Origin of the sequence: Polaribacter sp. IC073, assembly GCF_007997075.1 — a bacterium.
GTDB lineage: Bacteria > Bacteroidota > Bacteroidia > Flavobacteriales > Flavobacteriaceae > Polaribacter.
The window spans coordinates 271,312-296,112 of record NZ_VORS01000002.1 but is presented as its reverse complement, the minus strand read 5'-3'; the positions used below and the strand labels follow the sequence as shown (position 1 = coordinate 296,112).

Annotated in this window: 25 protein-coding genes; 13 read left to right on the top strand and 12 right to left on the bottom strand. The window is 32.6% G+C overall.

The features are described from left to right. Nucleotides 1-29 precede the first annotated feature (29 nt). From ES045_RS04140 to ES045_RS04120, 5 genes are read left to right on the top strand one after another with little or no spacing between them, the layout of a single operon-like run. The gene (locus tag ES045_RS04140; protein ID WP_223267177.1) at nt 30-350 is read left to right on the top strand and encodes a hypothetical protein; all 321 of its coding nucleotides are present in this window, start codon (nt 30-32) and stop codon (nt 348-350) included. Then, on the top strand, nt 347-787 hold the full coding sequence (locus ES045_RS04135; RefSeq protein ID WP_147112844.1) for a DUF2141 domain-containing protein: 441 nt from the start codon (nt 347-349) through the stop codon (nt 785-787). The genes ES045_RS04140 and ES045_RS04135 overlap by 4 nt, the downstream gene beginning before the upstream one ends. A 55-nt stretch (nt 788-842) precedes the next feature. Further along, the gene (locus ES045_RS04130) at nt 843-1,421 is read left to right on the top strand and encodes a cytochrome b/b6 domain-containing protein (RefSeq protein ID WP_147112842.1); all 579 of its coding nucleotides are present in this window, start codon (nt 843-845) and stop codon (nt 1,419-1,421) included. A 45-nt stretch (nt 1,422-1,466) separates the two neighbouring features. Beyond that, nucleotides 1,467-2,366, top strand: coding sequence for a hypothetical protein (locus ES045_RS04125; protein ID WP_147112839.1), 900 nt, complete (start codon nt 1,467-1,469; stop codon nt 2,364-2,366). 14 nt (nt 2,367-2,380) lie between these two features. Next, complete coding sequence (locus ES045_RS04120) at nt 2,381-3,229, top strand: restriction endonuclease (protein ID WP_147112836.1); 849 nt, start codon at nt 2,381-2,383, stop codon at nt 3,227-3,229. A gap of 521 nt (nt 3,230-3,750) precedes the next feature. Here the strand turns inward: ES045_RS04120 and ES045_RS04115 are convergent. From ES045_RS04115 to ES045_RS16555, 7 genes are all read right to left on the bottom strand, one after another. Continuing rightward, nucleotides 3,751-4,374, bottom strand: coding sequence for a MarC family protein (locus ES045_RS04115; RefSeq protein ID WP_147112833.1), 624 nt, complete (start codon nt 4,372-4,374; stop codon nt 3,751-3,753). Nucleotides 4,375-4,642: 268 nt separating this feature from the next. After that, complete coding sequence (locus ES045_RS04110) at nt 4,643-6,595, bottom strand: heavy metal translocating P-type ATPase (RefSeq protein WP_147112830.1); 1,953 nt, start codon at nt 6,593-6,595, stop codon at nt 4,643-4,645. 3 nt (nt 6,596-6,598) lie between these two features. Continuing rightward, on the bottom strand, nt 6,599-6,967 hold the full coding sequence (locus ES045_RS04105) for a DUF3703 domain-containing protein (RefSeq protein ID WP_147112827.1): 369 nt from the start codon (nt 6,965-6,967) through the stop codon (nt 6,599-6,601). Between the two features lie 64 nt (nt 6,968-7,031). Next, on the bottom strand, nt 7,032-7,448 hold the full coding sequence (locus ES045_RS04100) for a Fur family transcriptional regulator (RefSeq protein ID WP_147112823.1): 417 nt from the start codon (nt 7,446-7,448) through the stop codon (nt 7,032-7,034). Between the two features lie 3 nt (nt 7,449-7,451). Next, entirely contained in the window at nt 7,452-8,651 is a 1,200-nt protein-coding gene (locus ES045_RS04095; protein ID WP_147112818.1) for an efflux RND transporter periplasmic adaptor subunit, read from the bottom strand. 4 nt (nt 8,652-8,655) lie between these two features. Further along, entirely contained in the window at nt 8,656-12,990 is a 4,335-nt protein-coding gene (locus tag ES045_RS04090; RefSeq protein WP_147112815.1) for a CusA/CzcA family heavy metal efflux RND transporter, read from the bottom strand. 121 nt (nt 12,991-13,111) lie between these two features. Next, on the bottom strand, nt 13,112-13,423 hold the full coding sequence (locus tag ES045_RS16555; protein WP_223267176.1) for a DUF6660 family protein: 312 nt from the start codon (nt 13,421-13,423) through the stop codon (nt 13,112-13,114). A 324-nt stretch (nt 13,424-13,747) separates the two neighbouring features. On the opposite strand from ES045_RS16555, the gene ES045_RS04085 reads away from it, so the two are divergent. The 3 genes from ES045_RS04085 to ES045_RS04075 are packed head-to-tail and all read left to right on the top strand — an operon-like array spanning nt 13,748 to nt 16,376. Next, nucleotides 13,748-14,359: a DEAD/DEAH box helicase gene (locus ES045_RS04085; RefSeq protein ID WP_147112812.1), complete on the top strand. Its 612-nt coding sequence runs from the start codon at nt 13,748-13,750 to the stop codon at nt 14,357-14,359. Nucleotides 14,360-14,418: 59 nt separating this feature from the next. After that, nucleotides 14,419-15,057, top strand: a complete 639-nt coding sequence (locus ES045_RS04080) for a thiamine phosphate synthase (RefSeq protein WP_147112808.1) — start codon at nt 14,419-14,421, stop codon at nt 15,055-15,057. Nucleotides 15,058-15,113: 56 nt separating this feature from the next. Then, the gene (locus ES045_RS04075; RefSeq protein WP_147112803.1) at nt 15,114-16,376 is read left to right on the top strand and encodes a mechanosensitive ion channel family protein; all 1,263 of its coding nucleotides are present in this window, start codon (nt 15,114-15,116) and stop codon (nt 16,374-16,376) included. Nucleotides 16,377-16,436: 60 nt separating this feature from the next. On the opposite strand, the gene ES045_RS04070 is transcribed toward ES045_RS04075, so the two are convergent. The 5 genes from ES045_RS04070 to ES045_RS04050 all read right to left on the bottom strand — a co-directional run bounded on the left by ES045_RS04070 (nt 16,437) and on the right by ES045_RS04050 (nt 20,845). After that, a complete protein-coding gene (locus ES045_RS04070) occupies nt 16,437-17,441 on the bottom strand; it encodes an LLM class flavin-dependent oxidoreductase (protein ID WP_147112800.1) in 1,005 nt (334 codons plus the stop codon). A gap of 135 nt (nt 17,442-17,576) precedes the next feature. Beyond that, nucleotides 17,577-18,632, bottom strand: coding sequence for an NAD(P)-dependent alcohol dehydrogenase (locus ES045_RS04065; RefSeq protein ID WP_147112797.1), 1,056 nt, complete (start codon nt 18,630-18,632; stop codon nt 17,577-17,579). Between the two features lie 2 nt (nt 18,633-18,634). Continuing rightward, complete coding sequence (locus tag ES045_RS04060) at nt 18,635-19,060, bottom strand: OsmC family protein (RefSeq protein ID WP_147112791.1); 426 nt, start codon at nt 19,058-19,060, stop codon at nt 18,635-18,637. A gap of 26 nt (nt 19,061-19,086) precedes the next feature. Beyond that, nucleotides 19,087-20,181, bottom strand: a complete 1,095-nt coding sequence (locus tag ES045_RS04055; RefSeq protein ID WP_147112788.1) for an alkene reductase — start codon at nt 20,179-20,181, stop codon at nt 19,087-19,089. 88 nt (nt 20,182-20,269) lie between these two features. After that, on the bottom strand, nt 20,270-20,845 hold the full coding sequence (locus tag ES045_RS04050) for a Crp/Fnr family transcriptional regulator (protein ID WP_147112785.1): 576 nt from the start codon (nt 20,843-20,845) through the stop codon (nt 20,270-20,272). 148 nt (nt 20,846-20,993) lie between these two features. Here ES045_RS04050 and ES045_RS04045 point away from each other — a divergent pair, with 148 nt between their 5' ends. The 5 genes from ES045_RS04045 to ES045_RS04025 are packed head-to-tail and all read left to right on the top strand — an operon-like array spanning nt 20,994 to nt 24,801. After that, nucleotides 20,994-21,356, top strand: a complete 363-nt coding sequence (locus ES045_RS04045; RefSeq protein ID WP_147112782.1) for a MauE/DoxX family redox-associated membrane protein — start codon at nt 20,994-20,996, stop codon at nt 21,354-21,356. A 3-nt stretch (nt 21,357-21,359) separates the two neighbouring features. Next, on the top strand, nt 21,360-21,953 hold the full coding sequence (locus tag ES045_RS04040; RefSeq protein WP_147112779.1) for a TetR/AcrR family transcriptional regulator: 594 nt from the start codon (nt 21,360-21,362) through the stop codon (nt 21,951-21,953). Between the two features lie 17 nt (nt 21,954-21,970). Continuing rightward, nucleotides 21,971-22,603, top strand: a complete 633-nt coding sequence (locus ES045_RS04035) for a nitroreductase family protein (protein ID WP_147112776.1) — start codon at nt 21,971-21,973, stop codon at nt 22,601-22,603. 11 nt (nt 22,604-22,614) lie between these two features. Further along, the gene (locus ES045_RS04030; RefSeq protein WP_147112773.1) at nt 22,615-23,613 is read left to right on the top strand and encodes an NADP-dependent oxidoreductase; all 999 of its coding nucleotides are present in this window, start codon (nt 22,615-22,617) and stop codon (nt 23,611-23,613) included. A 27-nt stretch (nt 23,614-23,640) separates the two neighbouring features. Beyond that, nucleotides 23,641-24,801, top strand: coding sequence for an iron-containing alcohol dehydrogenase (locus ES045_RS04025; RefSeq protein WP_147112770.1), 1,161 nt, complete (start codon nt 23,641-23,643; stop codon nt 24,799-24,801).

The following is a 24,801-nucleotide window of genomic DNA, read 5'->3' as shown; positions in this document are numbered from 1 at the left end:
TATTCATAATTGCATGTGTTACTTTGTTTATGAGTAGTTCTGTAATTTTTGACTGGTTTGGAATTAGGGCCAAAGAAGGAAATTATGTGCTATTTATTGTTTGGGCGAATTTTATTTCGGGATTCTTTTATGTAGCTGCTGCCTACTACTTTTTTAAAAATAATAAAAGAGTGTTTCCAATATTAATCTTCGTTTTAATACTATTGATTATTGCTTTTATTACACTACAATTTCATATTAAAAACGATGGGATTTATGAACTCAAAACAGTAAATGCTATGATTTTTAGAATGATGTTTACATTCGTCTTTTCTTTAACAGCATGGTTTACTTTAAATAAATTAAAATGAAAATACTACTTTTTTTAAGTTTATTATTTGGTGTATTTACAGCCAATACCAAAATAGATTCTTACTCATTAACTATAAAAACGAATGGTTTAGAGAACTCTAAAGGATCCGTTATTGTTGCTTTGTACAATAGAGAGGGCTCAATTCCGGATCAAAAACTTAAAAAGTATTACAGAAAAGTAAATGTTCCAATTATTAATAAGAAAGCAGAAGCTATCTTTAATAATTTACCCAAAGGTTTATATGCGGTTACACTAATACATGATGAAAATAAAAACGAAAAATTAGATACAAAATTTTTGTTACCGTTACCTAAAGAAGGTATTGGTTTTTCAAATTATGAAGACTTTGGATTAAGCAACCGGCCAAGTTTTAATAAGGCAAGTTTTAATTTAATTAAAGACACAATTATTACGATACAAGTAATTTATAAATAAAACTGAAACAATATTATACATCAAAAAAGAACATCAGAATAAAAAAACAAACATTATGGAAAACACAACGTATTCTAAAGTATATCGAATTATTCATTGGTCCATAGCTATTTCATTTATGCTATTATTAATTACAATTTTTTTACGATTAACATGGATGAATAAATATAATGTCGCAGCAATTATTCAGGATTATTTGAGTGACACAGGGCAAAACTTATCTCAAGATCAATTGATTGTTTTGGCTAAGAAAATAAGACAGCCTATGTGGAATTGGCATATTTACATTGGTTATGTCTTGGTTGGCTTATTTAGTGTTCGTTTTATACTTCCTGCATTTGGGGCTATGAAGTTCCAAAATCCATTGGATAAAAATCTAACCACAAAAAATAAAGTACAGAAATGGACATATATTATTTTTTATATCTGTGTTATTGTTTCACTTATTACCGGCCTAATTATAGAATTAGGACCAAAGGAATTTAAAAAGCCGATGGAAGAAATTCACATACTTGGTATTTACTATCTGTTAGCATTTATAGGAATCCATTTGGCAGGTGTATTGATAGCAGAATTTACAGACCAAAAAGGAATTATTTCAAGAATTATAAGTGGCTCTAAAAAAAAAGATTAAAACATAGAAAACACTGCAAAGAATATATAAAATAAAACGAATCAAATGAAAGTTAAAGCATATCTCTTATTTTTATATTTGTGTTCTTCACATATTGTCTTTGCGCAACAAGCTCTTGATACATTGCCACAGCTTAATTTATTTAAAATAGCGCTAATCAATCAAGCAGATAGTTTTATTACTTTTCCAACAGATATTGGTAACATTTCACCTTTAATATTTGAAGCTAATTTAAATCCGTCTTTTGTTATTAGAGAACGAAAAGACTCTAAACTTATGGCAATCTTAACACCACAGATAATTATTAGAATGTTTAATGAAGATTCTTACCCTATAAGAACGCCAAGTTATATTCCTCAAATTTCATTTTATTATTTAGCAAGTAAAAAACAAGCCCTTAATTATTTGGTATTATTCGGAAGAATTGCACATCATTCTAACGGACAAGAAGGAAATTTTTACAATGATGATACAACTATCAACATAAAAACCGGAAATTTTGCCACTAATTATATGCAATTTGGCTTTCTTAAAACATCCTATAGTAGTAAATTGAAAGCAATTAAAACGATAAAGAGTGCTATAGAATTTCATCCTAAAAAATGGATGCTACAAGAAATGAGAGCTATTTACAGTGGCTTTAGATGGCATAATTCTTTTACATCTTTTAAATTCCCCTTAAATAATAATAATAATAAAACTGGGAAAGCTAAATTTTCATTTAAAGCAGAAACAACCTTAATGCTAGATAATTTTAATAATTTAGCTTTTTTCGATTTAGAAAGATTCAATGCGAGTCTTACCTTTTATTATCATCCAAAATTTTTAGAAGATATTGGGTTGTTTGTTCAATTTTATCATGGGGCAGATTACTATAATATTAATTTTAAACATCAAATAACTGCTATTCGATTTGGATTAATGACAGAAATACTAAGGTTTTAAAACAATATCATATAATGGAGAAACTAGTTTATATTAAAAAAGAGAACAATAAAATTGAACTTTTTTCATTCGAAAAATTAAAAAACTCCCTTCGAGCCACAGGAGCATCTGAAGAAGAGATTGAAACTATTGTAGAAATAATTCAACCTAAAATTTACGATGGTATTTCTTCTAATGAAGTCTATAAAAAAGCTTTTGCTTTATTAAAAAAACACAATAGCGTTTCTGCTTCGCGATACAGCTTAAAACGTGCACTATTCGATTTAGGACCAACCGGTTTTCCTTTTGAGAATCTAGTGGGTGCATTGTTAAAAGAAAAAGGCTATAAGACCCAAGTAAGTAGTATCTTAAATGGGGAATGTATTACTCATGAAATAGATGTGTTGGCTGAAAAAGATGGAAACGTGTATGCAATAGAATGTAAATTTCATTCAGATACAAAAGCCACAAGTAATGTAAAAGTACCACTGTATATAAATTCTAGATTTTTAGACATTCAAGAACAATGGAATAAAAATCCAAATTACAAAACACATTTAAAACAAGGTTGGTTGGTAACCAATACCAGGTTTACAAAAGATGCTATCGATTATGCAGAATGTGTTGGTTTAACTTTATTAAGTTGGGATTATCCAAAGAATAACGGACTAAAAACAAACATAGATTCTATGGCTTTGTACCCCGTTACCACGTTAACAACATTAACTAACAGAGAAAAACATCAGCTTATAGATAGTAATATTATTTTAGTGAAAGAATTGATAAATGCTACCGATAAAATGAAAAATATAGGATTGTCTGATTCGAAAATTAAGCACGTCTTATCTGAAGTTAAAAAATTATGTTTTAATAAGTTAGCGTAAAAGATATTTTAATAATCACGCGCTGCACAAACAGCCTAGTTATTAAAAAAATATTCTTTAATACAACTATAATATAGCATAATAACTTGTAAAATCCTTTAAATTTCTTGTGTAATATAAGTTACTGTATCGCCCATTTATTAAGGGAATCCTTACTCTCAAATGAAGGATGGTTATTCCGCAGAAAGTCAAACTGATATATGTCAGCTTCTATCCTTTAATTTTAAACTAATTTCACCATATAAAATAATGAAAACTGACTTATTAAAGTGTGAAAATAATATTTATTTTGCTAGAGGAAATGTCCGCAATAGAAAAGTAAACTGAAGTGGTTATCAGTTTTTAGTTGGTTAGTTAGTTGAAAGAAGGCATTTATAAAAGATTATAAATGCCTTTTTTTTATAGTAATAGCCTGTGTAATTTTATTTAAAAAAAAACATTCAAATCTTTACGACTAGTTTACAAATTAAACGCTGCTTTATTTTAAACCTTTCTTATTTCAGCTAGCGCTTAAAAAGCAACTATTTAGAAAGTAAATCAAAAGAAATTTTAATTCCCTGTATAATCATACCCGTACCAATAATTGCAATAATTAATCCCATTATTTTTCCAATTACAGAAATTACGTTATTACCAACTATTCTAACAACAAGATCACTTAGTCTAAAAGTAAAAAAGGTAATCAAACTCATCAATCCGAAAATAGCAATTACTAAGAATATTTGCAGATTACCAGCGTTAGACACAAAGTTCATCGCAGTAACAATGGTTCCTGGGCCTGCTAAAATAGGTATTGCCAATGGTGACACTGCTATGTCTTCATCTTCATCAACTCTATCTAAACTCTTTACGTTAGACTGTTTAGATTGTAGCATATCGAAACCAATAAAGAAGATTAAAATACCTCCTGTGATCTTAAATGCAGGAATACTAATATTAAATAATTCGAATATATATTTACCTAAAAGGATAAAAACAGTTACAATTATAAATGCTATAATATTTGCTCTTTTATTAATGTCTGCCTTCGTTTTTTTATCTTCACCTCTGGTTAAAGATAAAAAAACAGTCATGTTTGATATTGGGTTTGTTATCGCAAAAAAACCTGTAAAAACTGTAATTGAAAATGTAATTAAATTATCCATCTGTTACTAAATTATTCTTCTGAAAAAAAAGAGCAAAACTACTTCTTTATATTAAAGTAATTCTACTTTATTTTTAATATTTTATGCAATAATTTAATATAGGGACTATTGAGATTATAAAAAATTATTTATTATAAAATTGTCGTCGCATTCATTCATTTTATCAATTTTTGAAAGAATAAAATCGAGAGAAATTTCAACAAAACAACTTCATTTTACCAAAAAAAAAAGAACTAAATAAATGTATCATTCGTTAAAGATGCAATAATTAACTCCATTTCATTCTTTGCAATCTCACGGCATTTAAGATTGCTAACAAAGCCACACCTACATCTGCAAACACAGCTTCCCACATAGTTGCCAAACCTCCTGCTCCTAAAATTAAGACAATTACTTTCACGCCGAAAGCCAATGTAATATTCTGCCAAACAATTTTTCTTGTAGAACGACTAATTTTAATCGCTTTTACCACTTTAGAGGGTTGATCTGTTTGAATGATAACGTCTGCCGTTTCGATAGCAACATCACTACCCAAACCACCCATTGCAATACCTACATCACTTGCTGCTAAAACAGGGGCATCATTTATTCCATCACCAATAAAAGCAATTTTATTTTTTGGATCTTGTTTTAAAATTTCTACTTCATTTAATTTATCTTCTGGTAATAAGCCGCCTTTTGCAATTTTGATGTTCAATTCTTTTGCTACTTTTTGAGTAATAGCATCTTTATCACCTGAAAGCATTATAATAGTATCAATACCTACTTTTTGCAAGTTGATAATGGTTTCTTTAGCATCTTCCTTCAATTCATCTGCAAGTACTACATACCCTGCAAATTTGCCATCAATAGCTACTAAAACAATAGATTCTACAATGGATACAGTTTCTGGCAGCACTTCAATATTATAAGTTTCCATTAAGGCTTTGTTTCCTACGATGACCGTTTTGCCATTGATGACTCCTTTTAATCCTTTTCCTGCGATTTCAGAAACTTCAGAAGCTTTAAAATCTGCTCCTTCGGCTTTGTAGTCTAAAATAGCCTTGGCAATAGGATGTGTAGATTGTGTTTCCATGGCCATAAGATATTTCATAAACTCGGCTTCATCATAACCAATGGCTTTTACTGCTGTTATTTTAAAAACACCTTTGGTAACGGTTCCTGTTTTATCTAGCACCAACGTATTTATTTTAGTCATAGCCTCAAGAAAAGAAGCGCCTTTAAATAAAATTCCGTTTTTAGACGCTGCTCCTAGTCCACCAAAATACCCCAACGGAATAGAAATAACCAAAGCACAAGGACAAGAAACTACTAAGAAAATTAAGGCACGGTACAACCAATCGTTAAAAACATAATCCTCCACAAAAAAGTAAGGAAGTAGTGTTACGCCAATTGCTAAAAACACGACAATTGGTGTATAAATACGTGCGAATTTTCTAATAAATAATTCCGTTTTAGATTTTCTAGCGGTTGCATTCTGAACTAAATCTAAGATTCTAGCAATAGAACTGTCCTTAAATTCTTTCGTTACCTCAACCTCTATAACACTTTCTAAATTAATACTTCCCGCAAATACAGTTGCTCCTTTTCTAATACTATCTGGTTTGCTTTCTCCTGTTAAAGCCGCCGTATTTAGCGATGCTTTTTCAGAGGTTAAAAGACCATCTAACGGAATTTTCTCACCTACTCTTATTTGAATTTTTTCTCCGATGTTAACTGTTTCTGGCGAAACACTTTCTATACTTCCGTTTCTAAAAACATTGGCTTCTTTGGGTCTTACATCTAACAAGGCTTTTATGTTTCCTTTTGCTTTGTTTACCGCAGCACTTTGAAACAACTCGCCAACTGCATAAAAAAGCATAACTGCAACACCTTCTGGGTATTCTCCAATAACAAATGCACCAATGGTTGCAATAGACATTAAGAAAAACTCCGTAAAAACATCTCCTTTTAAAATACTTTTCCATCCTTCTTTAACTACCGGAAGTCCGACAGGTATGTAAGCGATTCCGTACCAAACAATACGAATCCAGCCTTTAAAAAAAGACACATCAAAATAATCGAAGCCAATACCAATCATTAACATTGTAAAACTTACAATTGCTGGAATGTAGGCTTTAAATCCAACTGAATCTCTATCGTGATTGTGCCCATCATCATGACTGTGCTCTTCTAGATCGTTCGGTTTTAGATCTCTTAAATTGAGTTGCTTTTTCTTCATTTGTTATTTTTTATAGTATTTGAATACTAATTTAAGGTCATTTGGTAACTCCATTTTCTTTAAGGGATGAACATTTGAACCACCAGTGTTCCCTTTAGGAATCTGATTGATAAAAGATTTCCAACCACCTACTAACAATCTAATAACTTGACCAAAAACTTCTTTTATATTTTTAAGACGAAATCCAAACTTTAACATCAACCAATGAGAATAGGTATGTTCAAAAGGATAAGATTGACCAACAATATGTAATCTTTCTAAATGATACCATGCCAATTCTAAATTTTGGGAGCCCATAGCCTTTTCATACATTTCATACTCCACCTTAAAAATTGATTTTAAGTATTTCGTTATTTTAAAATTGAAAGTCATGGTATCTTGTATTTATTGTTAAATACTTCAAATTTACCTTAAAAGATTATGCAACGGAAGTGCATTAATTTTTACTGCACTTATCACAAATACCTTTAACCACCAAGTTTACATTTTCTGAAACAAAACCCTCTGGCACTTTTATTTGCGGAATTTTATGATCTGTTAAACAAATGGTTGTATTGCAATTGTTGCAATGGAAATGTAGGTGTAAATCTGTTTCAATTTCACAACTACAACCTTGTTCACAAAGTGCATATTTTGTTATACCTGTCCCATCATCTATTTGATGTACAATTCCTTTCTCTTCAAACGTTTTTACGGTTCTATACAAAGTGGTTCTGTCTGCTTTGTCAAAAGCATTTTCAATGTCACTTAAAGTTACAGTTACTTGTTTTTGTGTAAGAAACTTATAAATTAATAAACGCATTGCCGTAATGCGAATATTTTTTGACGCGAATAGTTCTTCTATTGTTTTCATAGGCTAATGTTCGTGTGCTGTATCTCCTTTTTTCATTTCTGCAATTAGGTAATACGCATTGTTATATGCAAATTTGGTGTTTTCTGAGATCTCTTTGAGAAATTTTACAGCGATCCATTCTCCATCTTTTTGACCTAATATAACTTCCACAGGTTTAAAACTCCAATCTTTATTTTCCATTTCTACTGAAAACACATAAAAACGATCACCTTCCTTTGTAATTGCACTTTCTGGCAATGCCATTGTGTTGGCACGCTCCACTTGAATTCTTCCTTTAATGTACATACCTGGAATTAAATTACCATGTTTATTTTCAATTTCTGCGTGTACATGAACTGCTTTCGGGTTGTCTTCAAAAGTTTTACTAACGGAATAAATTTCTGCTGATAACTCTTCATTCGGAATAGATTGAACATCAAACGTTACTTTTTGTCCTTTTTTTACCTTGTAAACATCTTTTTCGAAAACCATTAAATCTGCATGCACATGATGTGTATTTACAATTTCGAATAATTCTGTTTGTGGCGCTACATATTGACCTATTTTTACGGACACTTTTTGTACAAATCCTTCAATAGGACTTCTCAAAGCGATGCGTTGCAAAATTTTACCATTATGAACAACTGTTGCATTGATGTTTAATAATTTTAACTGTGCTCCCATTCCGTTTACCAAAGATTTTGAAGCTTCATATGCTGCTTCAGATTTTTGAAAATTTGCACCAGAACCAACACCTGCATCATATAATTTTTGCTGACGCTCATACCCTTTTTGTAAGAAATTACGATTGCTATAAGCGTTCAAATAATCGGTTTGCATTTTTATAATAGTAGGATGCGATAAATACGCCACAACTTGATTCTTATGTACTTTATCACCTTCAATAACTTCAATTGAAACCACATTTGCACCTACAACCGAAGTTATTGCTGCTTCACTTTGTGGCGGCACTTCTAAGGTTCCGTTTGCTTCAACATAGCCATTCATTTGTCGAGACGCAATAATGCCTACTTTCATTTGTAAAGCTTCAAATTGTTTTGCAGAAAGCATCGCTTCTTCAATCTTTTTATTCGCTATTTCTATCTTTTCTTCCGTTCTTACATCTTCGTCATGTGAATGATCATCGTCTTTTTTATGATCACATGCTATTAGTAACATTGAAAATACTGCGATTGCTAAAGTATTATATATTTTGAATTTCATTTTTCTAATTTTTAAAATATTGTAATTCGAAAGTACTTTCGATATAATTTATAAATGCGTTTTGTGCTTCTAGTTCAGATTGAATGGCTTCTTTTATAAGCTGTGTAAATGTTGTGTAATCTATCTCTCCTTCTTTATAAGCGAATAAAGCACCCATTTTTTGTTCTTTTGTAAGTGGCAATACTTTCTCTTTATAAAAGATCCAAGAAGTTTTCCATTTTTTATAATTCTCTTTGGCTTGCAATAATTGAGATTGCACTTCCTTTTGTTTAAATAGCACATTCGCTTTCGCTATTTCGGTATCAATTTTCGCCGTTTTAATTTGTGCTTTCGTTTTACCAGATAAAAACGGAATAGAAATACCCGCTTGATAGGCGTAAAACCCTGAGGTACCATTTACTTTTTGCAAGCCTCCTTGCAAATTAAATTTTGGTAAATTGGCTGCTTTTGCTACTTTATAATTGGCTGCTGCTGCAGTAGCTTTTAGAGTCGAAAGCATATATAAAGGATGTGATACTGCTTTAAAAGTATTTAAATCAATAGTAGCAACAACATCAAACGCATCTAAAACCGTGTATAATTCATTAGAAACAAACCATAAATTTAACTGCTGTAAGGCAATAATGTATTCGCTGTAGGCCTGTTTTGTTTTATTCTGAATTTGCAATGCCTGGTTTTTTGCTGCTAAATATTCTAATTTTGAAATGGCTTCTACTTCATAATTCAAGCTTACCGATTTTTCAAAATTGATATAAATAGTATCTAATTCTTCATACAAATTATAGTTCTTTTTTGCTTTAAAGGTTTTTAACCATGCTTTTTTAACTTGTAATTCTAAATCTAATTCAGAAAGTTGAAAAGCTTTTTCTGCAAGTTGAATTTGTTGTTTTTGTAATTTTCGTTTGGATGAAATTCCAAAAATATCAATATTAGATTGACCAACACCAATGGTTGTGTAAATTCCAACCCCGCTATTTAATTCTTCTCCTCCAGTAAAAACTTCCGTGGTACCGAAGTCGAAAGCAGTACTTTTTAACAATTGTTGCTTCTTTATTTCTAACTGACGTTGTTTTAAAATCGGATAATTTTCTTTTGATAATTTCACGGCATCTTCCATAGAAATTACTTGCAATGCATTCTTAGATTGCTGTGCATTAACAGAAATTGGCAAAAAGAATACAAATGCGAAAACTGCTGTAACTGTAATTGCTTTTTTATTCATTTTAAAATGGAACGTTTTATTTTCTACCCAATGGTATAATATTGGTAAAACAAACAAGGTTAATAATGTTGATGTTAATAAACCACCAATAACAACCGTTGCCAATGGACGTTGTACCTCTGCGCCTGCCGACGCTGAAATTGCCATAGGTAAAAACCCTAAAACATCTGTAAAAGCTGTTAACATTATCGGTCTGATTCGGCGTTTTGTGCCTTCAATAATTCGGTCTTTTAAATTGGTCACACCTTCTTCTTTTAATTCATTTAAGCCGCTAACCATTACCAATCCGTTTAAAACAGCAACACCAAACAGTACAATAAAACCAACACCTGCAGAAATACTAAAAGGCATGTCTCTAAGCCATAGCGCCACAACACCACCAATGGTTGCCATAGGTATTGCGATGTAAATCATTAATGTTTGTGGTAACGATTTTAAGGCAAAATAAATCAATACAAAAATAAGAAGTAACGCAATTGGTACCACAGTTTGTAAGCGATTACTAGCGCGTTCTAAATTCTCAAAAGCACCACCATAACGAATAAAATAACCAGATGGTAATTCTAGTTGTGCATCTAACTTTAATTTTATTTCTTCTACTAGCGATTTTACATCTCTACCTCTTACATTAATACCTACATAGGTTCTTCTATTGGTATTGTCTCTACTAATTTGCATCGGGCCCGATTTGTAACTCACATCTGCGACTTCACGAAGCGGAATTTGTGCGCCAGATGGCAAATTGATATACAAGTTTTCAATGTCTGAAATATCTTTACGGTTTGCTGAATTTAACCGTACGACAAGATCAAAGCGTTTTTCACCTTCAAAAATAACACCTGCGGTTCCTCCTGCAAATGCAGATTGCACAATTTGATTCAACGTATTTATCTGCAAACCATATTGTGCCAGTTTATTTCTATTGTAGGTAATTGTCATTTGTGGTAAGCCTGTAGTAGCTTCCGCCTTCATGTCTCCAATACCCGGAGTTCCTGCTATTATTTTTGAAATTTCCTGTGCTTTTTGAGAGAGTACATTAATGTCTTCTCCATAAACTTTAATAGCAATGTCTTCTCTTACACCTTCTAATAATTCATTAAAACGCATTTCAATAGGCTGACTAAATTCGTAATTTACACCAGGAATTATTTCTACCGCTTTCTTAATTTTATCAATCAGCTCATCTTTAGAAGTTGCTGAAGTCCATGCGCTTTTGGGCTTCAGAATTACAAAAACATCTGCAATATCCATTGGCATTGGGTCGGTTGGAATTTCTGCAACACCAATACGACTTACTATTTTTACAACCTCTGGAAATTCTGATTTCACAATTTGCTCTATTTTCGTAGTTGTTTCAATGGTTTCTGTCAGAGAACTTCCTGGTTTTAAAATGGCATGAAATGCAATATCACCTTCGTCTAATTGCGGAATAAACTCACCACCCATTTTAGAGAACATAAACACAGTAATTCCGAATAAAACAACTGCAATACCTACAATCCATTTGCCTTTTTTTAAAGCTTTTTCTAATAATGGTTGGTATTTGCGTTCTACCCAATGCACAAATTTATCACCGTACGATTTTTTGTCAGATTTTGGAGCTCTTAAAATTAAGGCAGACATCATTGGTACATAGGTTAAACAAAGAATCATTGCACCAATCATGGCAAAAATAAAAGTCAACGCCATGGGTTTAAACATTTTTCCTTCAATACCCTCTAATGCTAGAATCGGTAAAAAGACAATCAGAATAATAAGTTGCCCAAAGAAGGCAGCATTCATCATCTTTTTTGAAGCTTTTGAAGCAACACCATCACGTTCTTTACTCGTTAATTTCTTCTTTTTTAATACTTGTGACGCTATTAGAAAAACGGTACTTTCTACAATAATTACGGCACCATCCACAATAATTCCGAAATCGATAGCACCTAAACTCATTAAGTTTGCCCAAACACCGAAGGCATTCATAAGAATAAAAGCAAATAATAAAGACAACGGAATAGTGGAAGCGACAATTAAACCACCACGCCAATTTCCTAATAGAAAAATCAGCACAAAAATAACGATTAATGCGCCCTCCATAAGGTTTCTAGAAACTGTAGTAGTTGTTTCGGCTATTAATTTACTTCGATCTAATAAGGGCTCGATAGTAACACCCTCTGGCAAAGAACTTTCAATTTCTAGCATTCTTTGCTTTACGTTGGTTATTACATCGTTAGAATTTGCACCTTTAAGCATCATCACCATGCCTCCAACAACTTCGCCAGTACCATCTTGGGTCATTGCTCCATATCGAATAGCAGCACCAAATTGAACCGTAGCAATGTCTCCAATAGTAATCGGAATGTTATTCGTGTTTTTAACAGCAATTTTCTTAATATCATCTAAACTTCTCGCCAAACCTTCCCCACGAATAAAATTGGCTTGATGATTTTTTTCAATATACGCACCTCCTGTATTTTGGTTGTTCGCTTCCAATGCCTCAAAAACATCGGTAATGGTTATTCCGATGGCTTTTAATTCGTCTGGATCTACCGCTACTTCATATTGCTTAATTTTTCCGCCAATAGCATTCACTTCAACCACACCTTTTACCATCGCCATTTGACGTTGTACAATCCAATCTTGCATGGTTCGCAAATCGGTTATTGAATAGGTGTCTTTAAATGCTGGGGCTACTTCAAGTGTGTATTGATAGATTTCTCCCAAACCAGAAGAAATGGGGCCCATGGAAGGTTTGCCAAATCCGGTTGGAATTTCTCCTTGCACTTCGTTCAGTTTTTCAGCAACTAATTGACGCGGTAAATAAGTTCCCATATCGTCGTTAAAAACGATGGTAACGACCGATAAACCAAAACGAGAAATAGAACGAATTTCTTGAACGCCTGGTAAATTACTCATCGCAATTTCCACAGGATAGGTTATTATTTGTTCAATGTCTTCGGTGCCTAAATTAGGTGCTTGGGTAATTACTTGTACTTGGTTGTTGGTAATGTCTGGTACAGCATCTATAGGTACTTTGGTCATGCTCCAAATACCTGCTGCTGCAATGGTAAGCGTTAGCAAACCAATTATAAATTTGTTATTGATTGAAAAATCAATGATTTTATTAATCATAGAAAATGTTTAATTCAGTGATAGTTTTCAATGTAATTCTAATACTACATTAGATTACCTCGAAATGAATAGAACCAACGATGGTTCGAAATTGGATATAAGTATCCTCTAAAAAACTGAATTATACACGTGGTGGTTGTAATAGTGAGTTTTGATACCCTTTGTTTCTACCATCAAAGTATTTGGTATGCAGCTGAGGCATCAAAAGCTTTATAGGCTTAAATTTTAAAATATCAAAAGCAATGGTGTGAACATGACAGCAATTACAAAGACAAAAAGGAGAACAAGTATCAATTGTAGCATGCCCGTGATCTGAATCTATTAATTGTGAAATTTCTGTATTTATATCACTTTTATTCACAGCCGTATCTCCGCAAGGCGCAAAGTTGAGCCCTAGTAAATAAAAAGACAATATGATTGTAAGTATTTTCACTTTACAAAGATAAAATAAATTTAATGCAACTCGGTTGCAAAAGGAATGTGATTTTATCTTTTTGATAAGCCTTACCCTAAGATGAGGTAAATTTCATCAATAAAAAGATATATTTTGATGCTTATTGGAAACAATACATTCCCATTTTAGAAGTTACAATTAGTTTTAAATTTTATGCTATTTTTTTGCTAAGAAAAAAATAATAAATGCATTTACGTAAGTACATTCTAAGTAGCTTTTTGTAGGTATAAGTACGTCAATTAAATTGTATCTTTGCCTCCTTTAACATGAACATTACGAGAAACAATTATCTATTTATTTCCTATGCCTTTTAAAAAATTACATTCACATATACAAGAGAAGTTAGAATCTCTAGAAATAAGTACGCCTACGCCATTTCAGAAGGCAAGTATCCCCGTTATAAAAAGTGGTGCGAATCTCTTTTGCACAGCGCCAATAGCTGCCGGAAAAACAACGACTCTTATAGTTACCACTTTGCAAAAGTTAAAGTGTGAGGAAGTTGGCGTTGCACCAAGAGCTATTGTTTTAGTCGAAAACAGAGAAAAAGTTTTAGAATTAAATGAAATCTTTCTAAAATACACCAGACATACTTCATTACGTGTGTATGCTTGTGATGATAAATTACATATTGAAGTGCTCACCTCAGAAATTTTTGAAGGGGTAGATATTCTTATTGCGACTCCTAAGACGGTTTGTAAATTGCTTTTGTTAGAAGGTCTAAATATGACACAGTTAAAGATTTTTAATATTGATGATGCTGAATTTTTATCCAAAAAAATGGCATACACAGACCTTATGGCAATTACACAGAGTATTTACAAATGCCAATATGTACTGTATTCAGAAAAAATAAACCCAATGTTAAAGCGCTTGGAAACTCAATTTATGGAATATTCTAAAACAGTAGCTATTTAAGCCTGTACTGCTTTGTACTTGTATAGCACTATAAATTACTAACAAAAAACGAAGACCTCATGATCCCTAAACTACATTATATTTCTCAAGGAGATTCTCCAAAAGAACATCTAGAAAATATTCAGAAAGCGTGTTCATCTGGTGCAGAATTAGTACAGTTACGCTTGAATACTGTTTCAGAAAAAAAATATTTAAAAATTGCAAATGAAGCTCGAGAAATTACTTCTCATTTTCAAACAAGGCTAATTTTAACCAATAATTATAAAATAGCAAAAGAAGTAAAAGCAGATGGTGTTCATTTAGAAAACACAGATTTCTGCGCTACAACAGCGCTAGAACATTTATTTACTTGGCAAATTGTTGGTGGAACCGCAAATACTTTACAAGACTGTGAAACTTTAATTAGTAAAAAGGTAGATTATATTAGCTTACGTCCGTTTAGAAGTGCAGAAACAAAAGAAGAATCACCTACTGTTTTAGGTTTACATGGCTTTACTGCAATTGTGGAAGCCTTAAAAACTGAAACTCCAATTATTGGTGCTGGTGGTATTACAACTGATGATGTAATTTCTATTTTAGAAACAGGTGTTTCTGGAATTGCGGTATCTGAAGAAATTACCAAAAACTTTGACTGCATTAAAGAATTTAATCAACTATTAAGCGCATCATCTATAGATGAGCAGCGTCATACTTTTTAAGTAGTAAAGAAATTCTATTTTAAAACGAAGAAACTTTCTTCGAAAATTGCACACCCATGAAAAATGCTCACCTATTATACGATTATTTAGTATCAACAGGAATCTCAGAGACATCATCTGCATATATAAATATGTTTGCTTTGCTAATCGCTGTATTAATAATTGCGTTTTTAATCGATTTTATCATTAAAACAATTATCGTACAATTATTTTCACGTTTTGCTCTAAAAAGTAAAACTAATTTCGATGATTTATTAGTGAAAAATAAAGTACCCCGGAATATAGCGCATATCGTCCCTTTAATTTTTGCGTTAGAATGCGTACCCTTCGTGTTTATAGATTACCCATATATTGAAAATTTAGTTCAAAAAGGATTAGAGGTATTTACGATTGTGCTTATACTTTGGATTGTACGAAGTCTCTTAAGCGCTCTTAAAGATTACCTAAAAACGGTGCCTCGTTTAAAAGACAAGCCTGTAGATAGTTACATTCAGGTATTTATGATCTTTTCTTGGACGTTCGGAATTTTATCTGCCTTTGCGATTATTACAGGCATAGAATTTATCAAATTTATTACCACTATTGGTGCTGCTTCGGCGGTTATTATTTTGATTTTTAAGGATACCATTTTAGGTTTTGTTGCGAGTATTCAAGTCTCTATTAATGACATGGTAAGAATTGGAGATTGGATTACGTTTGAAAAATATGGTGCAGATGGTGATGTTACCGAAATTAATCTATCTACCGTAAAAGTTCAAAACTTTGATAAAACCATTACTACAATTCCTACATATGCCTTAATTTCTGATTCTTTTAAAAACTGGAGAGGAATGGAAGATTCTGACGGAAGGCGTATAAAAAGATCTTTAAATATTAATTTAGAGAGTATTCATTATTTATCTAAAGAGGAGGTAGATAATTTAAAAAAAATTCAATCTATCACCACTTATTTAGAAACACGTCAAGCAAACATAGATGATTACAATAAGAAAAATAATATCAATAAAGAACTGCTTTTAAATGGAAGAAACCTTACCAATATTGGTGTTTTTAGAAAATATATTGAAACCTATATAGAAAATCATTCGGGTACGAATAAAGAAATGATGATTATGGTACGTCAATTAGAACCAGGAAGTCAAGGAATTCCTTTAGAAATTTATACTTTTAGTAACGATAAACGTTGGAAAAATTACGAATACATCATGTCTGATATCTTTGATCATATCATTGCTGCTGTTCCTTATTTTAATTTAGAAATTTTTGAATTGCCTAGTAATTCAAGTTTTTCAGTTCAAAAGAATAATTTACCTTCTTAAAATAGAAAAAATGGCACAAGAATTTTATCATGCTTCTAAAGTTCTTGTGCCATTGTCATTTTATGAGAACTCTTTCATAATTTCAGAAAACAATTCATAAGACCTAATTCTGTCTTCTATATCATAAATATTTGTAACAGCAATGATCTCATCTGCATTAGTTTGCTTCATAAAATCTGCTATCTGCGACTTTACAGTTGCTTTGCTTCCTACGAAAGAATATTTTAACATCTGATGAATTTGAGGGTTTTGCAACAACCCTCTAAACTCATCTGTCATGTCTGTTGGGGGTTGTACAAAATCTCGTTTTCCTGTTAATATCCCCACAATCATTCTTATTAAAGAAGTTGACAAACGTTCGGCTTCTTCATCTGAATCTGCGACTATAGTATTTACACCCGCAATTACATACGGTTCTTTTAAGTCTTTTGAGGGTTGAAACTCGTTTCTGTAAATAGCCAAAGCTTCTAATAAATGTGTTGTTGCAAAATGACTTGCAAATGCATAAGGCAATCCTTTTTTTGCGGCTAAATGCGCACTATCTGTACTAGAACCTAAAATATAAATTGGTACTTCTACTCCCTCTGCTACCGTTGCACGTACTTTTGAAGTTGCATTCTCTTTAGAAAAATATTTTTGTATTTTGTCTACTTCCTGCGGAAAAGAATGTGCCGCTTCCATAAAATCTGAACGTATTGCTTGTGCCGTTTGTCTGTCTGTTCCTGGCGCTCTTCCTAAACCCAAATCTATTCGATTAGGATACAAAGAAGCAAGGGTTCCAAATTGTTCTGCTATAATTAATGGTGAATGGTTTGGTAACATAATACCACCAGAACCAACATGAAGCGTACTTGTACCTTGCGCAACATATCCTATTAAGATAGAAGTTGCACTACTACCAATATTAGGTGAATTATGATGTTCTGCCAACCAATAACGTGTGTACCCAAATGCTTCTGCATGTTGTGCCAATTTTAGGGCATTATTAAAGGTTTCTTTTAGTGTGTGATCTTTAGAAACTAAAGCAAGGTCTAAAATAGAATAAGCTGTGTTTTTAGTTTTCATAAAATGTATATAATCGTTTATAAAATTCGTTCTCTAAAATAACAATTTTGATTTTTAATCAACTTAATATTTCGTTAAAAAACAGCACCTAAAATTACTTTAGATGCTGTTTTTTAAGACGAAATGAGAAACTACTTATTTAAGCGATTTCATATCAATTACAAATCGATATTTTACATCATTTGCTGTAACACGTTCAAAAGCGGTGTTAATATCTTGCATATCTATCAATTCAATATCACTTGTAATATTATGTTTTCCGCAGAAATCTAACATTTCTTGCGTTTCTTTAATACCACCAATCAATGAACCCGCAATGCGTTTACGACCTCCAATTAGACCTCCTCCATGAAATGGTTTTAAAGGCTCTACTGCACCCACTAAAACCATGGTTGCATCAATTTTAAGTAATCCTAAATAAGGATCCATTTCATGACCAACAGGAATCGTGTTTAAGATGAAGTCGAAACTTCCTTGATGCTTTTTCATATCGTCTGCATCTTTAGAGACTAACACTTCATCAGCTCCTAGCCTTTTTGCATCTTTTCCTTTTTCTGGAGACGTAGTAATCATAACCACATGTGCGCCTAATGCGTGTGCAAATTTCACGCCCATATGTCCTAAACCACCTAAACCAATCACACCAACTTTATCTCCTTTTTTCACTTTCCAATGACTTAAAGGCGACCATGTAGTAATTCCTGCACAGAGTAAAGGTGCAGTGGCTGCTTCGTCTAAATTTTCTGGAATGCGTAATACAAATTTTTCATCAACAACTACAGACGTAGCATAACCTCCATAAGTTTGAGCTCCTTCGTTATGTTTATCTGGACTGTTATATGTAAATGTTGCTCCTTTTTCACAGAATTGTTCTAAATCTTGCTCGCAAGAAGAACAGGTTTGGCAAGAATCTACCATACAACCTACACCTACTAAATCGCCTACCTTATAATTGTTTACACCGTTACCAACTTCTGTTACACGACCAATAATTTCGTGCCCTGGTACTACCGGATAGGTAGATCCTTTCCAATCATCTCTAGCGGTATGAATGTCACTATGACAAACACCACAATACGTAATATCTATTTTAACGTCGTCTGCTTCCACAGCTCTTCGTTGAATTGCTAATGGTTTTAAATCTTCTGTTGCGGCTGTTACACCGTATGCTTTTATTGTTGTAGTTGCCATTATTATGCGTTTTTTAGAGTGACTTTTAATTCGATTTCTGTGTTCAATAATTTTGAAATAGGACACACCTCTTTCGCTTTGTGTGCTATTTGCTGAAACTCTTCAGCATCAATCTCTGGCACATCTCCTTCTAAATTTAAAGTAATTTTTGTAATCGCTCCGTCTTCAAAAGCAACTGTAGCAGCTACATCTAAAGTTGTTGCTGTAAATTTAGCTTCGTTTAATAAGAAACTTAATTGCATTGCAAAACAACCTGCATGCGCAGCACCTATTAATTCTTCAGGATTGGTTCCTTTTTCTCCATCTTCAAAGCGCGTATGAAATGAATATTGTGTTTTATCTAAAACTTTGCTTCCTGTAGTGATATTTCCTTGTCCTTCTTTTCCACTACCTTTCCACGCTGCACTTGCTTTTCTTGTAAATTTCATAATCTATGTATTTTAAGTTAAACTATTTATTTTGAAGCCTTCGGGTAATCTGTATACCCTTTGGCTCCTGTGGTGTAGAACGTATCTTTATCCCATGTTGCTAACTCCAAATTGTTTTCAAAACGTTCTACTAAATCGGGATTCGAGATATAGGGCTTTCCGTAAGCAACTAAATCGGCAAGACCTTCTTCTATTACTTTATTTCCTTTTTCTTGATCGAATGCTGAATTAATCATTAAGGTTCCGTTGTATAAAGGTCGGAAATGTTTAGCGATTTCTGTTACAGCAAACGGAATTTTAGAAACATCTGTAAATGGTTCCGAAAGATGCACGTACGCCAAATTATAATCGTTTAATTTCTTAATAATATATTCAAAGGTTGGAATCGTTTGTTCATCCATCGTCATTCCAAATAAACCATTTAAAGACGGATTAAAACGTGCGCCAATTTTTTCTTGCGGAATTACTTCTTTCATTGCGTCTAGCACTTCAAAAAAGAAACGAGTATTATTTTCTATACTTCCACCATATTCATCGGTTCTTTTATTAGAAGTATTGTTGAAGAATTGATGAAACAAATAACCGTTAGAAGAATGTATTTCTACACCATCAAAACCTGCTTTTACTGCATTTACTGCGGCATTTTTAAAATCTTTAACGGTAGTTTTAATATCTTCAAGAGTCATTTCTTTTGGCGTAACCGTATCTTTAAAACCTTCTGGAGTATAAGATTGTGCGTTCGGATTGATCGCTGAAGCAGACAATGGCAATTCACCATTATGAAAATCGGGATGCGACATTCTACCCACGTGCCATAACTGAATAAAGATTTTTCCTCCTTTATCATGTACACGTTTCGTTACTTTTTTCCAACCCTCTACTTGCGCATCAGTATAAATACCGGCAGTATGAATATAACCAACCGCATTGGCAGAAACCTGCGAACCTTCTGTAATAATTAAACCTGCAGATGCACGTTGCTCGTAATACAAACCATGTAAATGGTCTGTTGGCACGTGCCCTTTGTTATCTGCTCTACTACGTGTCATGGGTGCCATGACAATTTTGTTTGATAAGTTTGTGTTTTTATGATAGGGTGTTAATAGGTGTTGCTTGCTCATATAATTTTTATCTAATTATGTTATCAATAAGAACAAAAATACAGTACTTCATCACCAACCTCATTGACCTATGTCAATTAAGAGATCTTTAACTTTTAATTTGTCGTCTAACACGACTCAAGTTTTCTGGTGAAACACCTAAGTAATTTGCAATGTCATAATTAGCAACTCGATCTTCTATATTAGGGTATGAAGTACAAAACTCGAGATACCGTTCTTGTGTATTTTTTTCGAGTGTAGACAAAATTCGTTTTCGCTGTGAAATAAAAGCTTGTGTTGTTAAAATTCTAAAATAACGTTCAAAAATTGGTGCTTCTGTATAAATTTTTTCAAGACTATTATTCGTTATCGATAACAGTTGAGAGTCTTCTATTGCTTCTATGTATAATTTTGAAGGTACATGATTGTAAAAAGCATCAAAGTCGCCAACCCACCAATTCTCTATTGCAAACTGAATGATGTGCTTGCTCCCCTTATCATCCATATAATATGCTTTTAAACATCCTTTAATAACAAAGTATTCGTGTTTAATGTTTGTACCTGGTTTTAATAAAAACTGACCTTTGCCCACAGTTATTTCATTTAGTGCAGCATAAAAGAACTCGAGATCTTTAGGGATAGGTTTTATATGGTTTTGTATGTGTTTTGTAATTGACTGATGCATGTTACAAAGATGCATATTTTTTAAACTTGAAAATAATATTTCTTATTAGTTGTATATATATTCATCTTATTCTGCGATAAATAAATTTGATATTCAAAAAATGAATGTTCATTCTTTTTATATACCTTTGTCATATCAAAACAAATAAATGAAACCTTTTTGGTGTGTTTTAAGAATAATAGTAGCCCTCTTTATATTGTATGCAGGGATTCAACATTTTATCAAGCCAGACTTTTTTAATGCTTTTGTTCCTGACTTTTTGATCTATAAAACGGCTATTATTTATGTTTCAGGAATTATAGAAGTTGTTTTAGCTATACTATTAATCATACCAAAATATGCACGTATAGCGGCAACAGGAATCTTCTTTTTAATGCTTCTCTTTCTACCGATACATATTTGGGATGTATTTTCTGAAACACCGGCAATTGGAAGTCATAAAGCAGCAATGATACGTTTACCACTGCAGTTTGTATTAATAGGATTGGCTTATAAACTTAAAAAAAAATGAATAATGGCGAAGCTTCAAAAAAGTAAAGACAAAAGAAATGCGCTAATTAAAGCAACTATAGAGCTCGTAAACAACAATGGTTTTCATGCGACTCCTATGAGTAAAATTGCAAATATGGCCAATGTTTCTCCTGCTACTATTTACTTGTATTTTGAAAATAAGCAAGATCTAGTTAATAAAACATACGTAGAGGTGAAAGCAAAATATACAGATTATGCTTTTGAAACTTATGATGTTGATATGTCTGTAGAAAAAGGGTTTGAATTGATATGGAAACGCATTGCAGATTTTAAATTAAAGGATTGTGAGAATGCCATGTTTTTAGCACAATGTGACAACACACCAGTAATTGATGAAACTAGTAGACAAGAAGGTATTAAACATTTGCAGCCCCTACTCGATCTTTGGAGTCGCGGTAAAAAAGAAGGTATTATAAAACCAATGTCAGACTATTTATTATATGCTTATTCCATAAATCCGCTATCGTTTTTAATGATGTCAGAAAAAAGAGGAGCATTCAAATTAGATAAAACACATTTAGAAGAAGCCTATCAATCTGCCTGGAATAGTATAAGAGTAATGAATGAAAGTTCGTAAAAATAGAATTGAAAAATATGGAATTATTAGATAAATTAAAGTGGAGATACGCAGCAAAAGCAATGAATGGTAAAGTTGTCGCTGAAGATAAAATTGAACGTATTTTAGAAGCGGCTCGTTTAGCAGCAACTTCAAGCGGATTACAGCCTTTTGAAATTTTTGTTGTGAAAAATCAAGAAGTAAAAGAAAAAATTAGACCCATTGCATGGAATCAATCTGTAATTACAGACTGTTCTCACCTGCTTGTTTTTGCTGCCTGGGACACGTATACACCAGAACGTATCAACTATATGTTCGATTTAACCAATGAAATTCGTGGTTTTAAAAATGAAGGTTGGGAAGCTTATCGTCAAATGTTATTAAGCACATATCCTCAAAAGGATGCAGAAGAAAACTTTAACCATGCTGCAAAACAAGCATACATTGCTTTTGCTCATGCTATAATTGCTGCTGCTTATGAAGGTGTAGATGCAACACCTCTAGAAGGTTTTGATCCTGAAGCTGTTGATGAAATTTTAGGCTTAAGAGAAAAAGGATTGCGTAGTGCTGTTTTATTACCATTGGGTTATAGAGCAGAAGATGCAGATTGGTTGGTAAACTTAGTCAAAGTTAGAAAACCAATGAAAGATTTAGTAACTGTAATTGAATAAAAAGAACAATTATGATAAAGACGATAGTATTAAAAAATAGACCAGAAGGAAAGCCTACGGTTTCAAACTTTCAGTTTATTACCGAAGACACAACGCTAACAATTAACAAAGGAGAGGTTTTGTTAGAAGCAACTTATGTTTCTGTTGATCCTTATTTAAGAGGAAGAATGAGTGCTGCGAAATCGTATATACCGTCTTTTGAATTAAATAAACCAATACAGTCTGGTGTTGTTGCTAAAGTTATCGAATCTAAAAACGACAACTTTAAAGAAGGTGATTTTGTTTATGGAATGTTATCATGGAAAACAAAACAAGTTTCTAATGGTGAAGGTCTTTTAAAAGTTGATGATTCTAAAGCTCCTTTAAGTACCTATTTAGGTGTTTTAGGAATGACAGGTTTAACGGCTTATTTAGGTTTAAACCAAATTGGTAAACCTGTTGCAGGAGAAACAATTGTTGTTTCTGGTGCCGCTGGTGCTGTAGGATCTGTTGTTGGTCAAATAGCAAAAATTCTTGGACTTAGAGTTATTGGAATTGCTGGCACCGATGAAAAAATAGAAATGCTTAAAACGAAGTTTGGTTTTGATGCTGGTATCAATTACAACACAAGTAAAGATATAAATGCAGACATTAAAGCAGCTGCGCCAAGTGGTGTAGATATTTATTTTGATAATGTTGGTGGACCAATATCTGATGCGGTATTATTTAATATTAACAGGTTTGCAAGAATTATTGTTTGTGGCGCTATTTCTGTTTACAACAATATCGAGACTCCAAAAAGTGTGAGCGTACAACCGTTTTTAATTAAAAATAGTGCCCTAATGCAAGGTTTTATTGTTTCTAATTATGCTGATAAATTTCCAGAAGCAATGCAGCATTTATCTGGTTGGTTAGCAGATGGAAAGTTAACATACACAGAAACTATTGTAGATGGTTTTGATACTATTCCGAATGCTTTTATCGACTTATTTGAAGGTAAAAACAAAGGAAAAATGGTTGTTAAAATTTAATTTTAATAAAATAATAAAGAAAATAAGATGAACAATTTTGAATTTAAAAATCCGACTAAAATTATTTTTGGAAAGGATTCTATCGGAAAATTAGAAAGTGAAATTCCTAAAAATGCCAAAGTATTACTATTATATGGTGGAGGAAGCATCAAGAAAAACGGAATTTACGAACACGTAAAAAAAGCATTGTCAGGTTTTGAGGTTGTTGAGTTTGGCGGAATTCCTGCAAACCCTGAATACGCCGTTTTAATGGAGGCATTGGACGTTATCAAAGAAGAAAATATCACCTACTTATTAGCTGTTGGTGGAGGTTCTGTAATTGACGGAACTAAATTTTTATCTGCTGCTGCTATTTATGATGGTGAAACTCCTTGGGATATTTTATCAAAAAACATTCGAACAGAAAAAGGAATGCCTTTCGGTACCGTTTTAACATTACCAGCAACAGGTTCTGAAATGAATTCTGGTGCCGTAATTACAAGAGCAGAAACCAAAGAAAAACTAGCAATGGGCGGTCCTGGTTTGTTTCCCGAATTCTCAATTTTAGATCCTCAAGTAATTAGTTCTATTCCAGAGCGTCAATTAGCAAATGGTTTAACAGATGCTTTTACACATGTTTTAGAGCAATATATGACGTACCCAAATGGTGCACTATTACAAGATCGTTTTGCAGAAAGTATTTTGCAAACAATTATTGAAGTTGCTCCAAAAGTATTAAAAGATCCTACAGATTATAAAGCTGCTTCTAATTTTATGTGGAGCTGTACGATGGCTTTGAACGGCTTAATTCAGAAAGGAGTTCCTACAGATTGGGCGGTGCACGCAATGGGACATGAATTAACGGCTTTATTTGGTATCGATCATGCACGTACTTTGGCGGTAATTGCTCCAAGTCACTACAAATTTAATTTTGAAGCTAAAAAAGAAAAATTAGCACAATACGGTGAACGTGTTTGGAATATTACCGAAGGAAGTATCGATGATAAAGCAAATGCTGCTATCGAAAGAACGGTTGCTTTTTTCCATGAATTAGGTATCGATACCAAATTATCTGATTATACTGAAGAGTACGAAGGTACTGCAGAAAAAATAGCACAACGTTTTACAGATCGTGGTTGGTTAGGTTTGGGTGAACACCAAAACTTATCACCAGAAAAAGTAGCCGAAATAGTAAAAATGTCTTACTAG

What these genes read in the sequence shown, in the direction of transcription:
- ES045_RS04140 (WP_223267177.1), top strand. Translation starts at nt 30, where the DNA reads ATGAGTAGTTCTGTAATTTTTGACTGGTTTGGAATTAGGGCCAAAGAA.
- ES045_RS04135 (WP_147112844.1), top strand. Translation starts at nt 347, where the DNA reads ATGAAAATACTACTTTTTTTAAGTTTATTATTTGGTGTATTTACAGCC.
- ES045_RS04130 (WP_147112842.1), top strand. Translation starts at nt 843, where the DNA reads ATGGAAAACACAACGTATTCTAAAGTATATCGAATTATTCATTGGTCC.
- ES045_RS04125 (WP_147112839.1), top strand. Translation starts at nt 1,467, where the DNA reads ATGAAAGTTAAAGCATATCTCTTATTTTTATATTTGTGTTCTTCACAT.
- ES045_RS04120 (WP_147112836.1), top strand. Translation starts at nt 2,381, where the DNA reads ATGGAGAAACTAGTTTATATTAAAAAAGAGAACAATAAAATTGAACTT.
- ES045_RS04115 (WP_147112833.1), bottom strand. Translation starts at nt 4,374, where the DNA reads ATGGATAATTTAATTACATTTTCAATTACAGTTTTTACAGGTTTTTTT.
- ES045_RS04110 (WP_147112830.1), bottom strand. Translation starts at nt 6,595, where the DNA reads ATGAAGAAAAAGCAACTCAATTTAAGAGATCTAAAACCGAACGATCTA.
- ES045_RS04105 (WP_147112827.1), bottom strand. Translation starts at nt 6,967, where the DNA reads ATGACTTTCAATTTTAAAATAACGAAATACTTAAAATCAATTTTTAAG.
- ES045_RS04100 (WP_147112823.1), bottom strand. Translation starts at nt 7,448, where the DNA reads ATGAAAACAATAGAAGAACTATTCGCGTCAAAAAATATTCGCATTACG.
- ES045_RS04095 (WP_147112818.1), bottom strand. Translation starts at nt 8,651, where the DNA reads ATGAAATTCAAAATATATAATACTTTAGCAATCGCAGTATTTTCAATG.
- ES045_RS04090 (WP_147112815.1), bottom strand. Translation starts at nt 12,990, where the DNA reads ATGATTAATAAAATCATTGATTTTTCAATCAATAACAAATTTATAATT.
- ES045_RS04085 (WP_147112812.1), top strand. Translation starts at nt 13,748, where the DNA reads ATGCCTTTTAAAAAATTACATTCACATATACAAGAGAAGTTAGAATCT.
- ES045_RS04080 (WP_147112808.1), top strand. Translation starts at nt 14,419, where the DNA reads ATGATCCCTAAACTACATTATATTTCTCAAGGAGATTCTCCAAAAGAA.
- ES045_RS04075 (WP_147112803.1), top strand. Translation starts at nt 15,114, where the DNA reads ATGAAAAATGCTCACCTATTATACGATTATTTAGTATCAACAGGAATC.
- ES045_RS04070 (WP_147112800.1), bottom strand. Translation starts at nt 17,441, where the DNA reads ATGAAAACTAAAAACACAGCTTATTCTATTTTAGACCTTGCTTTAGTT.
- ES045_RS04065 (WP_147112797.1), bottom strand. Translation starts at nt 18,632, where the DNA reads ATGGCAACTACAACAATAAAAGCATACGGTGTAACAGCCGCAACAGAA.
- ES045_RS04060 (WP_147112791.1), bottom strand. Translation starts at nt 19,060, where the DNA reads ATGAAATTTACAAGAAAAGCAAGTGCAGCGTGGAAAGGTAGTGGAAAA.
- ES045_RS04055 (WP_147112788.1), bottom strand. Translation starts at nt 20,181, where the DNA reads ATGAGCAAGCAACACCTATTAACACCCTATCATAAAAACACAAACTTA.
- ES045_RS04050 (WP_147112785.1), bottom strand. Translation starts at nt 20,845, where the DNA reads ATGCATCAGTCAATTACAAAACACATACAAAACCATATAAAACCTATC.
- ES045_RS04045 (WP_147112782.1), top strand. Translation starts at nt 20,994, where the DNA reads ATGAAACCTTTTTGGTGTGTTTTAAGAATAATAGTAGCCCTCTTTATA.
- ES045_RS04040 (WP_147112779.1), top strand. Translation starts at nt 21,360, where the DNA reads ATGGCGAAGCTTCAAAAAAGTAAAGACAAAAGAAATGCGCTAATTAAA.
- ES045_RS04035 (WP_147112776.1), top strand. Translation starts at nt 21,971, where the DNA reads ATGGAATTATTAGATAAATTAAAGTGGAGATACGCAGCAAAAGCAATG.
- ES045_RS04030 (WP_147112773.1), top strand. Translation starts at nt 22,615, where the DNA reads ATGATAAAGACGATAGTATTAAAAAATAGACCAGAAGGAAAGCCTACG.
- ES045_RS04025 (WP_147112770.1), top strand. Translation starts at nt 23,641, where the DNA reads ATGAACAATTTTGAATTTAAAAATCCGACTAAAATTATTTTTGGAAAG.